Origin of the sequence: Glutamicibacter sp. M10, from assembly GCF_025452055.1 — a bacterium.
Taxonomy (GTDB): Bacteria; Actinomycetota; Actinomycetes; order Actinomycetales; family Micrococcaceae; genus Glutamicibacter.
The window spans coordinates 320,339-335,690 of record NZ_CP104918.1; the positions used below are offsets into that span (position 1 = coordinate 320,339).

Genomic DNA, 15,352 nt, shown 5'->3' on the forward strand with positions numbered 1-15,352 from the left:
GTCGACAGAGAGTTCGAATCAAATATCCCGAATTTTCTCAATTCTTCGTGGCCCGTCGGACCGTCATGTACGTAGCAAAGGAAAAAGCATATGAGCGTCACTCGCCCATCAAAGAAAAAACGTCAGTTAGCCATCGGCACCGCCGCATTGCTCTTGGGCACCACACTGCTCACTGGCTGCGGCACGCAGGCTGTCAAAATGGTCACTGACCAAAACGGTGTCAAGTCGGAAATGGTTCTTGTTTCCAAAGGTGACCGCCTGATCGAACAGTACGGCTCCAATGCCATCGATTTCAAAAAATGGGCGTCACCCCTGACGCTATCAAAGGCGCAATTTACGACTACCAGCAAAAGACCAATGGCGTCGATGGAGTTGAATACCGCTACGCAGTAAACGACAACAAAGCGCTCGAGTACACCGAAGTGAAGTTCGAAGATGCAGATCTTGCCAAGCTCAAAGAACTCGACATCATTCAGGGGGACTTCACCGGCGAAAATGCCACCGACTTTGTGGACCTGCAGAAGACCATTGATGCGCTGACCAAAATTGGGTACACCAAAGAACAGTAATTCGGCCGTCCAACTTTTTCGACTACTGCAGAAGGATTTTCAACCTCATGACTTCAACTCCACAAGATTTGACCCAGCAAAACCCTGACTACAACGCGCCAGAGGTTCAACAGCCAGCCTCATCGGCACAGCCTTTGGACCAGCCTCTCTACGGGGCTTCATTCGGGCAGGCCATCTCGCGTTACTTCAAGAAGTACGCCACCTTCAGCGGGCGAGCATCGCGCAGTGAGTACTGGTACGTAGCGCTCTTCACCTTTATCGTCAGCCTGATTCCCTCGATATTCATGACGATTGGTGTAGCCCGTGGCATCGCGTGGGCCGATAAGTACCAGGTGGAGGTACCGTACGGAACCGTTGACGGTGATGACATGGCTACCTACACCCGAGGCCCTGGTGGAATCCAAAGCCCGGACTCGGTATGGATTTACCTCGGCGTGGCACTTTTGCTTCTGATTACCCTTGCACTAATTGTTCCTAACTTGGCCATCACCTGGCGCCGTCTGCACGATACCAACCGCCCAGGCCCTTGGTACTTCATCTCGCTGGTTCCTGGCGTAGGTGGAATCATCCTGCTCATCCTGACGCTGCTGCCTTCCAAGCCTGAAGGCGCGCGCTTTGACCGGGCGGGACAGGTTTCCTAAGTATGCAGCCAACCACCACACGGAAGCGTCGCGCCTCTAGCGGCGTAGTGAAACGTGCACAAGTGGCTGTAGCACTGATGATCTCCATCAGCTTCCTCACGTATTCTCGCACCATTGGTTTCAAGAATCTCTTTACTGGATACTTTCCGCCCGTGGTGGGTTACCTTCTCGGGCTGATCCTCGGTGTGGCAATCTCAATTGTGCTCATCCGTTATCTGCCACGAGTGGTCGCGATCCTGGTGGATATCGTCTTGGTATTCATCGTCATCGGACTAGCGGACAACTTCTCTTCGAACGGTGCACTGTCAACTTGCATCGCAGCCATAATTGGTCTGATCGTTGGCGTGCCCATCGCGATATCCGTCGGATTCAAAAGCGAAGAAGAATCGGTCGAGCAACACCGGGAAGCTCTCGCCCTCCAGAGTAAAAACGACAATAGTCTCATCACTTGGTGGCGTGAAGGACGTATGGAATTTGATAATTCTGTAGCCACTCCAGCAGACTTGCAGGCGCTCCTCCAGTCACTGAACGGCAAGAAACGAACTCGTTTCAGTGCCTTCAATAAGGGCGCTCGCATTGACGTGTTCGGTGGACCCAAGCAAGGATATATTCTCTTCTACACCGAGGATTCAACCTTGCCTGCCTCAGCGCAGCAGTGGATTCAACTGCTGGATGATCCGGCCGCGAACGCGAGCATGGTTGACCCCTACGGTCAGCAGCCTAAAGCGCACAAGAAGTCCAAGAACACCGCTAGGACCTTCCCCGGGTTCAGGCCAGCGGTCTTTGGTGAGGAAATGTTGAACTCGGTTCAGGCTGTCGCTGAAGCAGTAGACCGCTTCGCAGTTGGAGCGCCTATCCAAGCGGGCAAGAAGTGGTCCGAAGGAGACGAAGCCTACGAGGCTCGTCCGTTCGCGTCCACGAGGGAAGCACAAACCGATACGACTCAGCCCGTCAATAACGGCTAACAACGTATCTCCGTCAGCCACGTCGCAGTTCTGTTCTCCTGCGTCGTGGCTGACGTTTTTAACAGGTCGGTTGCGTTGCTTCTAGGTGAGAACTCACCGCGTCGTTCACATCATCGAGTCGTAATGCTGAACTGGTTGCTGACCAGCTCAGTAAAGTTGCCTACCGTTGCTCGAACGGTACATTGCGGTGACACTGACAGCGCGGTAACCACCAGTCCATCTTTAGACACCGCCAAGGCACCCGAGCAGCCGTCCGAGAAACGAACTCCACTTTCACCTTGGGAAACAGCTTGCAACACTGCGGTGGGTTTTCCTGTCGCTGGGCTGGCGTATATCGGATTGAGTTCGTCAGGCCCTGAAGGCCAAACAGGAATCAACTTCACCGGTAGCGGAGTTTGACTGACTGTCCTGGTTGGAGTCTTTACCGCAATGTCTTGCAGTCGCTGAGCGGGATAAGCACTGCCCTCAGTGGCAGGATCCGTCATTGCCGTAAGTGTCGCCTCAGCAGCATTTTTCAGCCACTGATCCAACGCCTGCTGGTCTGCAATCTCCACGTTTAGTTTTGCTTTGACTTCAGCAGTAGATTGCTTAGGAATGGCTAGTTCGCTCAATTGCCATCCACAGTCAGCTGCCACACCATTGATGCTCTGCTGGTTGCGTGTGGCTTTGGCGCCTTCCCAAGTAACGTTCGGGCAGTTACCTGCCTCCCCAGGAGCTGGCAGAGATTCAAAGAGCTCTCCTCGCAGCGGTGTCTTCTGAGCAGCATAAGTTAGCGTCAGCTCCACTTCGCCCGTTTGAGGTTTGTACTCCGCACGACGGGATATGCCCAGCCCTGAAGGCAAGATTTGATCTTGTTGCGTTGCGGTGAGCGCTTCGTCGCTTGTTTTGCCCTTGCCCGATGATCCAGGAATCAAGGTAAACCCGAGTACCAGCGCCACGATGAGGAAGGCTGCAGCGCCAAGTAGCCACATAGCCTTCGTGGTCAGCCACTCGGGACGGCTGAATTGGTTTTTCTGGTCCGTTGTTGGTTCTTCGTCAACGGGAGCTGCTGGTTTCCTTGTTGCCATCGGGCGAACGACGGTGTGATTGGCCGGCACACCCAAATCCGGCAGGTCGCTTGGGTTAAGCGATCCAGCAGGTTTTGCATCGCTTGTGGTTCTTGGCTTGTCCTTGCTTCGAATGACCGTGGCGGGACGTTCAAGCTCTTCAAATTGCTCTGGCGCGGTGACTGATTCAAGCGCAGGCAGTTGCGTGTATTTTTTGCTTAGCCCACGAAGCTGGTGCGCAGCAGAAGTTGCATCAGGTCGAAGCGAAGGGTCCTTCTCCAGCATGGATGACAAGCCATCCCATAATGGATCTGGAATATCTAAGCGTGGTGGAACGGTAGAAACGTGTCGGAAGGACAACGTGTAGTCATTACCAGTTCCAGCAAAAGGAGTTCGGCCAGCAAGCAACTCGTAAAGCAGCACACCCGCGGCATAGATGTCTCCTGCGGTGCCGGCTTCACCGCGAGTAAACAGCTCGGGAGGCATATAGGCCGGGGTGCCGAGCATGCCGGAAGTGCTCTTTTTAGCTCCCTGAAGCACAGAGGCGATACCAAAGTCAGAGACCTTCGCTTGTGCGTGATCCAAGAGGACATTGTCCGGTTTGATGTCACGATGGGTGACACCCTTTTGATGAGCCGCAGCCAAGGCGTCCAGAACCTGCACTGTGTAGTCAATGGCCGAGGAAGGGGCCAGTGTCCCCTGCGCTTCTAAGGCGTCTCTAAGCGTCCCACCTTCGACAAGGTCCATGACGATGGCTAGTTGCTGACCTTCGACTACGAGGTCTCTAGCGACAACAATATTTTGGTGCTTCAGATTCAAAAGCACTGAGCGCTCTTTGATGAATTTCTCCACCAAGTCTGAGTCTTGCACATGTTCTTGGCGTAAGAGCTTGGCGGCTAGATCTGGGCCTCCACGCTCTTGGCTGACACACCAAACTTCTCCGACAGCGCCGGAGCCAATTTTCTTGATCAGCTTGTAGCTGGAACCTAGTGCATCGCCTGCTTGCAGAACGCTCATAATGTTAGTTTCTAATTTCCTTTACTACTCAACTACGCACCAAACGGCGGTTCTTCCCCAAAAGGGAAGAACCGCCGTTTGCAGAGTCAAAATACTTACTTGCCGGCTTCGATTTCAGCCTTGGCAGAAGCATCCGAATCGTTCAGGAACTTGCCGATGCGATCAACTTCTTCAGCTTCACCGATGGCTGCAGCCGCACGGCCCAGCGCATACAGCGAACGCAGGAAGCCGCGGTTCGGCGCGTGGCTCCAAGGAACTGGTCCCTGTCCGCGCCAACCGGCTTTACGCAGCGAATCCAGACCACGGTGGTAGCCAACACGAGCAAACGCGTAGGACTCCACAATGCGGCCTTCGCCGTGCGCTTCATCAGCCAGCAGTGCCCACACCAAAGAGGATGATGGGAACTTGGCGGCCAGGTCCGTTGGCTCATCGCCAGCTTCAAGGCGAGCCAAAACCTCAGATTCCTCAGGAAGCAGAGTTTCTGGAATGCCCAACAGGTTTTCGCCAGCCATATTTACTTCAGCGACTTTCCGGCCGAACCCAGCTGACGAGCAGCTTCAACGATGCGAGCTGCCATGGACTCTTCGGCCTTGGCACCCCATACGCGTGGGTCGTAGGTCTTCTTGTTGCCGACTTCGCCGTCGATCTTCAGCACGCCGTCGTAGTTGCCCAGCATATGGCCGGCGACTGGACGGGTGAATGCGTACTGGGTGTCGGTGTCAATGTTCATCTTGATAACACCGTAGGAAACAGCATCCGCGATTTCCTTATCGGAGGAGCCCGAACCACCGTGGAAGACGAGGTCGAATGGGTTAGCCTTGCCGATCTTGCCACCAACCTGAGCCTGGATATCCTTCAGGATCTCCGGACGCAGCTTCACGTTACCTGGCTTGTACACGCCGTGTACGTTACCGAAGGTCAGTGCGGTGATGTAGCGGCCCTTTTCACCGGCGCCCAAAGCGTCGATGGTAGCCAGTGCATCTTCAACGGTGGAGTACAGCTTGTCGTTGATAGCGTTTTCTACGCCGTCTTCTTCGCCGCCCACTGCGCCGATTTCAACTTCGAGGATCTGCTTGGCAGCAGCGGTGCGTGGCAGCAGTTCTGCAGCAATACGCAGGTTCTCTTCAAGGGTCTCAGCCGAGCCATCCCACATGTGGGAGTTGAAGAATGGGTCGCGGCCTGCAGCAACTTCTGCTTCAGATGCAGCCAACAGTGGCAGCACAAAGCTATCCAGCTTCTCTGCTGGGCAGTGGTCGGTGTGCAGGGCGATGTTGACGCCGTACTTCTTGGCTACTTCGCGAGCGAAAGCTGCGAAGCCCAACGAGCCAACAACCATGTCCTTAACGGAGGCACCGGACCAGTAGGCGGCACCGCCCGTGGAGACCTGAATGATGCCGTCAGACTCAGCTTCAGCGAAGCCGCGAATAGCGGCATTCAGGGTCTGCGAACTGGTCACGTTTACTGCTGGGAAGGCGTAGCCGCCAGCCTTGGCAGCGTCGATCATGGCATTGTACTTATCGGGGGTTGCGATAGGCATGCTTCACTCCTGGTGATTAGCGAGGTTTCGCGTCTCCATTGACGGCGGTTCGCCATCCATCCTATCGCCTAGGTCACTATCTCAACCTAAAATCTCATATCGTGACACGGTAAAGAACCTGTATTTGCAATGCAGAGCGCCACCACCTCACGGATGGTTGCTTATTGGGTTATCGATGCTGAGCTGCTGGCGCTACCTGTTGTACTCGGGGTAGCACTGCCGCTCGAGCCTTCTGAGCCTGTTGGCGAGCTAGCGCCACTCTTCTTTTCCTGCGTGCTGCTCACCGTTGGCGAGGGCGTAGTCGGCTCTTTATCCGGTGTACTTTGTACCGGCGGTGCCGAATTCGAGGTGGTGGGTTCAGGCGCCTTAGTTGTAGGCATTGGCGAAGGAATTTTTGTTGGCGACGTACTAGGCGTTGGCTTCGCACTAGGTGAAGGCGCCTTGGTGGTGCTTTCGGGCGGCGCAGTTGAGGTACTTGGACTCATTGTTGGGGTAGGAGTCTTAGTCTCGCTGTGGGTCGGTGTCGGCTTGACCGTCTTAGTTGGCACCGGACGCGGCTTGGGAGCTGGGCTAGGAATGTATGGAGTGTCGTTCTCCGGAACAATAATGTCCGGATCCGGCTGATTGGTAGAAGGTGCGGAGCTTCGTGGAGCACCACTCTTTGGAGCAGAGTTTGCGCCGACGGTCAGACGCTGGGAATTGATCATTGCCTGACGCTGGCCAGGGATCAAAGGCAGGTAGTTGCGTGGATCGTGCCACCGACCATCAATGATGACTTCAAAATGCACGTGGCATCCGGTGGAATTACCGGTGGTACCGGCCAAGGCGATCAACTCGCCCTGTTGTACGTGCTGCCCCACCTTAGCGATGAGCTTCGAGTTGTGGCTATAGCCGGTTTGGATATTTGATCCGTGATCGATGCTCACACGCATGCCAGAGTGGCCTGCCCATCCCGAAACGCTCACCGTTCCATCTTCAGAGGCGTAGACAGGAGAGCCACAAGATACTGGGTAGTCCTGACCAATGTGGATCTGGTTTCCGGCACCGGTAGGGTTCGAACGCCAACCATAAGGGCTAGAAATTCGGCGTGAAGTCACCGGGTGCATCAACTGCAGGTCTCCCGGGAGCTTGCCAATCTCGCCTACCGTGCCAGCCAAAAGTGCAGTACTGGCGGTATTTTCTTCTTCGCTTTCGGCACTCTGTTCCGCGTCCACGGTCTCAGCTTCTACCACTTCGGAGGCATCTAAGGCACCGGCCACCATTCCGATGGGACGTCCGTCGATGGCAAGTTGCCTACCCGAGGCCCCAAAAGCATTCAGCGGAGCATCAACACTGACAAACACCGGCCCGTAGGCCAAGGAAGCGTCAGCGACGGCGTCCATGGACACCTGGACGTTCCCCTGACGAGTATCAGCTGGCTGGGCTACCAATGGGATTGCTAATGCGCCGGTCAACCCCAGGGCCGCAATCACCGAGGCTGACCACACAACTGCTGGTCGTTTCTTTCGGTGTAACCCGGGCAGAAGTAAGTCATGATTCACTTGATGACGACGTTTCACAGCCACTCGCTCCCAGATCACATTTCCATAACTGGATTCCAGAGTAAGCTGAAAAAAGTAACTAATCCATATGCTCGACTAATACTCATGAGTATTAATTTCTCCGTTACCCCACCTGTTGCCCAAAAACGTGTCTGCGGATCCATGCGTGCATGGCAATTCCAGCGGCCGAGGCCGCATTGATAGAACGCGTTGAACCGAACTGTTCAATTGACAAGGTGTCTTTGGCTGCCGCATGAACTTCAGGGCTTAACCCGGGTCCTTCCTGGCCAAACACCAAAACACAATTCTTTGGAATGTCGTAGGTTTCCAAAGGTACGGAGTCAGGGAAGATATCGATCCCCAAAATGGTCAGCCCCTCGGATTCCGCCCAGGTAACAAAATCATCGACCGTTGGGTGATGACGCACGTGTTGGTAACGATCGGTCACCATCGCTCCCCTGCGGTTCCACCGGCGACGACCAATAATGTGGACCTCTTTGGCGAGGAACGCGTTGGCACTTCGCACCACCGTGCCGATATTCATGTCGTGCTGCCAGTTTTCAATGGCGATATGGAAATCGTGGCGACGCTCATCCAAATCCGCGATGATCGAGTCCATGTTCCAGTAGCGATACTTGTCAGCAACATTGCGACGATCACCGTTGGCTAGCAGCTCAAGATCATACTTTTCGTCGGTTGGATGCTCCCCTTCCCAAGGGCCCACTCCAATGACATGCTGCTCGCTGGGGTCGTTTACTGGTTCCTGCGTTTCTTGATTCACGTTATTAAGCGTAGTTCTTTCTAATCGTGCCCTTGTTCACGGCGCAATTCTCCAAGGCTGTGTAGTCTTTTTAGTAGCAGGGGATTCTTTCAACGCAGATAGCTCCCACCACAATTTCATCAGGGAGGACTTCACCTCGTGACGACTACCAACCGCGCTGCCCGCACTGTCCACGACATCAAGTGCTGGCTTACTGACATGGACGGCGTTCTTGTCCATGAAAATCAGGCTGTTAAGGGTGCCGCAGAGCTGATGAGCTACTGGCGCGAAAACAACCTGCGTTTCCTAGTCTTGACCAACAACTCCATTTACACCCCACGTGACTTGCGTGCCCGGTTGCTGGCTTCCGGCTTGGACGTCCCTGAAGAAAACATCTGGACCTCCGCGATGGCTACCGCTGAATTCTTAGCTCGCCAGCGTCCGGGTGGACGCACCTTTGTTATCGGCGAAGCCGGGCTAACCACCGCGTTGCACGATGCCGGATTCATCATGACTGACCAGAATCCTGACTATGTGGTTTTGGGCGAAACTCGCACCTACTCCTTCGAAGCGATCACCAAGGCGATCCGACTGATTGAAGGCGGCGCCAAGTTCATCGCAACCAACCCTGACGCTACCGGCCCATCGGCAGAAGGTCTGCTGCCAGCCACCGGTGCCATTGCTGCGCTGATTTCTCGTGCAACCAACCGCGAACCATATGTAGTTGGCAAGCCCAACCCGATGATGTTCCGCTCTGCTTTGAACCGCATTGATGCACACTCGGAAACCACTGCAATGATTGGTGACCGCATGGACACCGACATTGTTGCTGGCATGGAAGCTGGTCTACTTACCGCTTTGGTCTTCACCGGCATCACCGCCCGTGAAGATATGGATACTTTCCCATTCCGTCCGGACCTTCAGTACCCATCCGTGGCGAACCTTCACGCAGAACTGGCCAAGGACGCGGTAGTTCCTGAAGCCAAGGAAGCTAAGAAGTAACCAAATCCAGAACCATAAAGGAGCGGCCGGAATGTTCCGGCCGCTTTTTTCATCGGTGTTGTAACCGGGATCAGCCTCACTCCGTTGACCATGGGCCGCCGCGATTTCGCATCATGCTCAGCTAGCTACGGTCATGGTTTATCCCCCGCTCAGAGCACTTGAGCCAACGAGCGACCAACTGTTCTGCCGGTGAAAATACAGCCACCAAGGAAAGTACCTTCCAAAGCGTTGTAGCCGTGGGCCCCTCCGCCGCCAAAACCGGCGGCTTCACCAGCGGCAAGGAGTCCGGGAATCGGTGTTCCGTCTAAACCGAGCGCACGACCCGCAAGGTCAGTCTGGATTCCGCCGAGAGTCTTGCGCGTAACGACCCATAGTCTGACCGCTATCAGCGGACCATGTTTCTTATCCAGGATCTTATGCGGTTTTGCCGTGCGGAAGAGCTTATCGCCCAGGTACCTGCGGCTGTTCTGAATACCGATGGTCTGCGCATCCTTGGAGCACGGATTGTCCACCTCGTTATCCCGAGCCTTCAGGATGCTGGCAATCTCATCAAGATCAAGCAGATGGTCTCCGCTCAGCTTGTTCATGGAGTCAACCAGCTGCTCAAGGGTATCGGCCACTACGAAGTCCTCACCATATTTTTTGAAGTCCTCCACCGGACCGGTAGCCGAACGGCCAAGCCTGCTTTTTATGAGCAACTTCACGTCTCGGTTGGTGATGTCGGGGTTCTGTTCTGATCCGGAGAGTGCAAATTCCTTTTTGATAATTGACTGGTCAAGGATGAACCAGGAGTAGTCGTAGTCACGGATATCTTCTGTTGTGCGCAGGATCTTTAGCGTGCCAAGAGTGTCATAACCTGGCAGCCCTGGAGCGGGAAGTCGGCGCCCACGGGCATCAAGCCAAATCGATGATGGCCCAGGGAGGATCCGGATGGCATGGGAAGGCCAGATTGGGTTCCAGTTCTGTAGCCCTTCGGTGTAATGCCACATGCGGTCGCGGTTTACTAGCCGAACTCCGTGCTCATTGGCAATATCAAGCATGCGCCCATCAACATATTCGGGTACCCCGGTAATCATCTTTTTAGGCGGAGTTCCCAGAGACTGTGGCCACCATTTTCTGACTTGTTCGTGGTTGCCACCAATCCCGCCACTAGCAATAACTACTGCCTGTGCGGTGAATTCGAAAGTGCCGATTGCTTGACGGTTCGAAGGTGCTCCGCGCTTGGCCGTCTCTGGAGCCAAGACTGTTCCGTGCACGCCGGTGACCTTATCTGCGGTGAAGACTAGCCCATCAACCTGATGTCGGAAGGCAAACTGCACAAGACCTGATTCGACCGCTTCACGTGCCTTATTGGCAAAAGGTTCTGAGATTCCGGTGCCAGTGCCCCATGGGATGTGGAACCGGGGTACAGAGTTGCCGTGACCATTGGCAGCGAAGCTGCCACGTTCTGCCCAACCGACCAAGGGAGTGAACTTCACCCCCTGCTCTTGGAGCCACTGGCGTTTGTCGCTGGCAGCAAACTCAACATAGGCGCGCCCCCACTTCTGCGCCCATTGATCTTCGGGATGTTCACCGTCCAAGCGATCCCACCCGGCTGACCCTTGCCAGTCTTGTCAAGCGAGGTCAAAAGAATCATGTACCCCGAAGCGGCGCTGCATCGGGGTATCAACCATGAAGATTCCGCCAAAAGACCAGAAGGCCTGACCGCCCAGGTTCGCGGCGTTCTCCTGCTCAACGATCAGTACTTTCTTGCCGGCCTTGACTATTTCGTTGCTCGCAACCAGACCGGCAAGACCAGCACCAACAATAATGACGTCCGCGTCCATCAAATCCACCCCAATTATTCTGAGGCCGATTGATCACCTCAGGCTTTGGATTCGAACTGTACTCACTAGAAAATGAATTGAATACTGCTGGTGGCTACTCTCAGGCACATCGCTACGGCCTCAAGGCCTGCCTGGAGCTAGTCGATTCTCACCGGAGTATCCATGACTCGACCTTCTTTGAGCTCACGGACGTGGCCAACAATCCGGAATTGTCCCTGAAGGCGCAGGTCCTCACTGCTTGAGCCAACCGTCGCGATGAAGTTGCCCGGTTCCACAATTCTGCGCCCATCTAATCCAATAAATGATGTTCTATCCGCATGCACGTCGAAGGTGACCCGCGTCGAAGCACCAGCTTCCAACTGAACTTTGGCAAAACCAGCTAACCAACGTCGCGGACGCACCACCTGTGAGACCTCATCCGACAAATACAGTTGGACTACTTCCGCGCCTGCAAATCCACCAGTGTTTGTGATCGTCGCACTGATCTCCAGGTTTCCTTCGGTTGAGATTTCTGTGTGGGATAGCTGCAGCTCGGATATCTCAAATTCTGTATAAGAAATGCCGTAGCCGAATGGATAGAGCGGACGGGGATCAAGATTCGAAACTCCGTCAGAGTGCCAACCCAGCTTGGGCGTCAGGTAGGTTCCTGGCTGTCCGCCCACATGGTCAGGAATCTGCACCGGCAATTTGCCTGATGGATTCACTTGGCCGGTCAGTACCGCAGCGAGTGCGGGGCCACCTTCGACACCCGGCATGAAGCACTGAACGATGCCTGCCGCACGATGGGCGAACTGTCCGAGCGAGTAGGGGCGGCCGGTGACCAAGACCAGCACGGTAGGTGTTCCGGTTTCTAAGACCGCTTCAACAAGTTCGGCCTGTCGCCCAGGCAACTTCAGGTCCACCACGTCACAGCCTTCACCCGAAGTTCCACGCCCAAAGAGTCCGGCTAGATCTCCAACTGTCACCACGGCAACTTCCGCGTTACGGGCGGCCTGAACGGCCTGTTCAATTCCACTGTCATCGAGGTCGGTGAAGTCCACGCCACGAACATACTCAATGTTGCTTCCGGCGAGCGCTGGGGAGTCCTCAAGCGCTTGGAGAATGGATACCATTTCGACGCCATAGTCCTCGTGTTCAGCGAAGCGCGAGTACACGTGGTTGGTAAAGGAATAACAACCGAGGTGGGTGCGTGGCTGTGTGGCGCTGGGGCCGATGACCGCCATGCGTGCCGGACTTTTGAGTGGAAGGATCTGCTCATTACGCAAAAGAATAATGGATTCTTCGGCCATGGCCCGGGCATGCTTTCGATTCTCGATCGAGTCCAGTTCCGTATCATCACCTAGCCATGCACCCCGCGGGTCATAGTCAGGATCCAGCAACCCGGCTTCAATCTTTTGTGTCAGCACCCGGCTCACCGCGGTATTTAGCACGTCTTCATGTAGTCGCCCAGCACGTACCGCCTCAGCCAGATTGGCGAAGGAGATGGTTTCAGGTAGCTCCACGTCCATGCCGGCCGAAAGCGCTAGCAGCCCAGCAGCATCTTCGCTCTCGGCAATTTCGTGCATGCTGTGTAAGAAGCTCACGGCCCAGTAATCGGCCACCACGGTGCCGGTGAAGCCCCAGCGTTCACGCAGGACTTCGGTGAGTAGCCGGCGGCTCGCGGCCGGTGCTTCACCATCAATATCCGCGTACGAGTTCATTACTGACGCCACTTGTGCTTCACGCACTGCGCGTTCAAAAGGTGGGAAGACCACATCTTCCAAAGCACGCGGACCAATTGATACCGGCGCGTGGTTACGTCCAGCTTGGGAGGCAGCGTAACCGGCGAAATGCTTCAAGGTGGCGTTGACTCCAGAGCCCTGAAGTCCTTTCACGTAGGCGACCGCTAATTCTCCGACTAGGTGTGGGTCTTCACCGATGGTCTCTTCAACGCGTCCCCAGCGGTAGTCACGCACTACATCCAAGACTGGAGAAAGACCTTGATGTACACCCATCTTTTTCATATCTGCACCGATGCGTGCGGCCATCGATTTGATGAGTTCCGGGTTAAAACTCGCTCCCCACGCAATAGATGCCGGATAGCAGGTAGCCCCCAAGGTGGTGAATCCGGTAAGACATTCCTCGTGGGCGATGGCCGGGATGCCGAATCGGTTGGCAGCAATAACTTGTTCTTGGAGTTCAGCCAACCGGTCTCGCCCCTGGCCCGGATCTACGGGGACAGTGCCAAAGGCACGGGTGATGTGCCCCAGCCCGTTCTGGATCGCAGTATCAAAGCTCGGGCCGCCGCTGAAGGTATCAGCCATGGGTGCCACGTTGGCTTCACTATCGTGGTTTTCTTCCTCTGGACGGATCCAGTAGGAACCAAGTTGCCCCGCTTTTTCTTCGAGGGTCATCTGCTCCATAAGAGCAGCTACGCGCTGTTCGGTTGGCAATGCGGTATTACGCCAAGTCTGCTCGGCAGTTTTCATGAAAGTCCTATTCTTCAAAAAGTGGGCAGGCGTGTTTTCGCCTGGACGCATTAGCCTTTGACTGCTCCCTGTAGCCCGTTGACGATGCGCTTTTGCATGGCAAGGAAAAAGATCAGTGCTGGAATCATTGCCAGTGCGGTAAAGGCGAAAACGCCGGCAGTGTCCGCCGAGTGCTCCGATGAGTAATCTGCGACGCCCAAGGGAAGGGTCCGCATATCTCCTTGTAATAGGAGCAGTGGAAGTAGGTAGGCGTTCCACGAGCCAACAAAGGCCAAGACACCCACGGTGACCATGCCCGGTCCCGATAGAGGCAGCAGGATGCGCCAGAAGAATCCGATTCGGCTGGCGCCATCGAGCTGGGCGGCTTCTTCCAATTCTTGTGGCAGCGCCATCAGGAACGGGCGCAGAATGACCACCGTCATCGGCAAGGCGAATGCCGCCTGTGGCAGGGCAACACCCCACCAGGTATTACCCATATGCAGGTCCCTGGTAATCATGATGAACAGTGGAACGATGGCCACAGTGGCCGGGAAAAGCAGACCCAAAACGAAGACCATAAAGATCGGTTCGCGCAGTCGGAACTGATACCTCGCCAGCGGGTAGGCCGCCATCACTCCAAAGATCACCACGATCAGGGTTGTGATGACCGCGATCATTGATGAGTTCAGTGCGTAGTTCCAGAAGTCCGGGTTTTTTAGCACGCCTAGGTAGTTATCCAACACCCATGGGGCCGGCAGCCCCGCAGGGTTTTGCGCTAACTGAGCGTTGGTGCGAAAGCCACCAAGCACCCCATAGAGCACCGGGCCGAGTGTTAGAGCGACTACGGCGAGCGCAAGGGCATAAACCAGAACGTTTCCGCCTTGGTTTTTGGAACGTTTTTTAGCGCGCTTCGCTTGGGTTGGGGTGTGCTGTGGTCCGGTGGCCAGGATGGTGCTCATGCTTTGACCTTCTTCGGCTTGGTTCGTTCGTCATCTGGCTGCGAGTCTCGCTTAAGAACAAACTGCTGGTAGGAAACTGCGAGGATCAACGCAACGACAAACAGGATCACCGAGGCAGCAGCTGCCACACCGAAGTTCTGCCGTTTTGTTCCCTCAGAGACTAGGAAGCTGGCCATCGTGGTCGTTGAGTTGGCCGGTCCCCCGCCGGTGAGAATCCAAACCATGTCAAAGAGCTGCAGTGAACCAATCATGGACAAGAATCCCCAAGTGCGCAGGGTCGGCCCCAACAATGGAATGGTGATTTTGCGTTGGATCTGCCACCAGGACGCTCCATCGATTTGTGCTGCTTCGTAAAGCTCCGAGGGAACCCCTTGGAGTCCTGCCAAGAACAAGATCACCGCCAGCCCGAGGTACTTCCAGGTCAGTACGGCCAGTACCGTCCACAGCGCCAGCTCGGGAGTGCCGAGCCAGCCTTGGGCAGGACCTTGGATGCCCAGCTTGGAGATGATGGTGTCCACGACCCCGTACTGGGGTTGCAAGAGTTGGAACCAGATCACCCCGGCGATGACTTCGGAGAGCACATAAGGAACAAAGATGATGGTGCGCAGCAATGATTGGATTTTCATCTTGCGGTTGAGCAAGAGAGCAATCCCTAAACCAATGGGCAATTGCAGAGCGATAGATCCACCAATGATGATCAGGTTATGAATCATCGCATCGGTGAAAACCTCGTTTTGCAGTACGCGGGCGTAGTTTTTCAGCCCTACAAAGTCCACCAGTGGGCCGAAGCCCTTCCAGTTGTACACCGAGAAGCGCACAGCTTGGATGATGGGCAACAGCATAAATACTGCGATGAGAATCAATGCCGGACTGATGAAAAACAAGATTTCTAGATTCTTGCGTTTATCTGCTGGTTTGCGCCGACGCTCTTTGGCCTTGACCGACTTGATTCTGGTCGGTTGTGTAACGCTCACCGGATTTGGGTCAGCGTCATCGGTACGCGAACTTGATACAAAACTTACTTCTTGAGCCACGGTAGGGA

13 protein-coding genes and 1 pseudogene are annotated in these 15,352 nt (G+C 55.1%); 5 read left to right on the forward strand and 9 right to left on the reverse strand.

All coding sequences use genetic code 11. The annotated features are described in order from the left end of the window. The first annotated feature begins 90 nt into the window (after nucleotides 1-90). From N6V40_RS01550 to N6V40_RS01565, 4 genes are read left to right on the forward strand one after another with little or no spacing between them, the layout of a single operon-like run. Nucleotides 91-393, forward strand: coding sequence for a hypothetical protein (locus tag N6V40_RS01550; RefSeq protein ID WP_262199779.1), 303 nt, complete (start codon nucleotides 91-93; stop codon nucleotides 391-393). Next, nucleotides 300-569, forward strand: coding sequence for a DUF1307 domain-containing protein (locus N6V40_RS01555; protein WP_262198685.1), 270 nt, complete (start codon nucleotides 300-302; stop codon nucleotides 567-569). The genes N6V40_RS01550 and N6V40_RS01555 overlap by 94 nt, the downstream gene beginning before the upstream one ends. A 47-nt stretch (nucleotides 570-616) precedes the next feature. After that, nucleotides 617-1,210, forward strand: coding sequence for a DUF805 domain-containing protein (locus tag N6V40_RS01560; protein ID WP_131090636.1), 594 nt, complete (start codon nucleotides 617-619; stop codon nucleotides 1,208-1,210). A gap of 2 nt (nucleotides 1,211-1,212) precedes the next feature. Continuing rightward, complete coding sequence (locus N6V40_RS01565) at nucleotides 1,213-2,175, forward strand: hypothetical protein (protein WP_131090637.1); 963 nt, start codon at nucleotides 1,213-1,215, stop codon at nucleotides 2,173-2,175. 110 nt (nucleotides 2,176-2,285) lie between these two features. On the opposite strand, the gene N6V40_RS01570 is transcribed toward N6V40_RS01565, so the two are convergent. The 5 genes from N6V40_RS01570 to N6V40_RS01590 all read right to left on the reverse strand — a co-directional run bounded on the left by N6V40_RS01570 (nucleotide 2,286) and on the right by N6V40_RS01590 (nucleotide 8,097). After that, nucleotides 2,286-4,238, reverse strand: a complete 1,953-nt coding sequence (locus N6V40_RS01570) for a serine/threonine-protein kinase (RefSeq protein WP_131090638.1) — start codon at nucleotides 4,236-4,238, stop codon at nucleotides 2,286-2,288. Nucleotides 4,239-4,333: 95 nt separating this feature from the next. Further along, the gene (locus N6V40_RS01575) at nucleotides 4,334-4,750 is read right to left on the reverse strand and encodes a DUF3151 domain-containing protein (RefSeq protein ID WP_131090639.1); all 417 of its coding nucleotides are present in this window, start codon (nucleotides 4,748-4,750) and stop codon (nucleotides 4,334-4,336) included. Nucleotides 4,751-4,752: 2 nt separating this feature from the next. Further along, nucleotides 4,753-5,775, reverse strand: coding sequence for a class II fructose-bisphosphate aldolase (gene fbaA / locus N6V40_RS01580; RefSeq protein ID WP_262198691.1), 1,023 nt, complete (start codon nucleotides 5,773-5,775; stop codon nucleotides 4,753-4,755). Nucleotides 5,776-5,936: 161 nt separating this feature from the next. Next, entirely contained in the window at nucleotides 5,937-7,334 is a 1,398-nt protein-coding gene (locus N6V40_RS01585; protein ID WP_262198693.1) for a M23 family metallopeptidase, read from the reverse strand. Between the two features lie 106 nt (nucleotides 7,335-7,440). Beyond that, nucleotides 7,441-8,097 carry a TrmH family RNA methyltransferase gene (locus N6V40_RS01590; protein WP_131090642.1) on the reverse strand — a complete coding sequence of 219 codons (657 nt, stop codon included), beginning with the start codon at nucleotides 8,095-8,097 and terminating at the stop codon, nucleotides 7,441-7,443. Nucleotides 8,098-8,235: 138 nt separating this feature from the next. Here N6V40_RS01590 and N6V40_RS01595 point away from each other — a divergent pair, with 138 nt between their 5' ends. Then, a complete protein-coding gene (locus N6V40_RS01595; protein WP_131090643.1) occupies nucleotides 8,236-9,078 on the forward strand; it encodes an HAD-IIA family hydrolase in 843 nt (280 codons plus the stop codon). Between the two features lie 149 nt (nucleotides 9,079-9,227). Here N6V40_RS01595 and N6V40_RS01600 read toward each other — a convergent pair. The 4 genes and pseudogenes from N6V40_RS01600 to N6V40_RS01615 all read right to left on the reverse strand — a co-directional run bounded on the left by N6V40_RS01600 (nucleotide 9,228) and on the right by N6V40_RS01615 (nucleotide 15,344). Further along, nucleotides 9,228-10,904: pseudogene (locus N6V40_RS01600) on the reverse strand (FAD-binding dehydrogenase). A 137-nt stretch (nucleotides 10,905-11,041) separates the two neighbouring features. Beyond that, nucleotides 11,042-13,372 (reverse strand): glycoside hydrolase family 3 N-terminal domain-containing protein, encoded by a 2,331-nt coding sequence (locus tag N6V40_RS01605; RefSeq protein ID WP_262198695.1) that lies wholly within the window; start codon nucleotides 13,370-13,372, stop codon nucleotides 11,042-11,044. Between the two features lie 50 nt (nucleotides 13,373-13,422). Then, nucleotides 13,423-14,310 carry a carbohydrate ABC transporter permease gene (locus N6V40_RS01610; RefSeq protein WP_131090645.1) on the reverse strand — a complete coding sequence of 296 codons (888 nt, stop codon included), beginning with the start codon at nucleotides 14,308-14,310 and terminating at the stop codon, nucleotides 13,423-13,425. Beyond that, nucleotides 14,307-15,344, reverse strand: a complete 1,038-nt coding sequence (locus N6V40_RS01615) for a carbohydrate ABC transporter permease (RefSeq protein WP_131090646.1) — start codon at nucleotides 15,342-15,344, stop codon at nucleotides 14,307-14,309. The genes N6V40_RS01610 and N6V40_RS01615 overlap by 4 nt, the downstream gene beginning before the upstream one ends. Nucleotides 15,345-15,352: the final 8 nt, after the last annotated feature.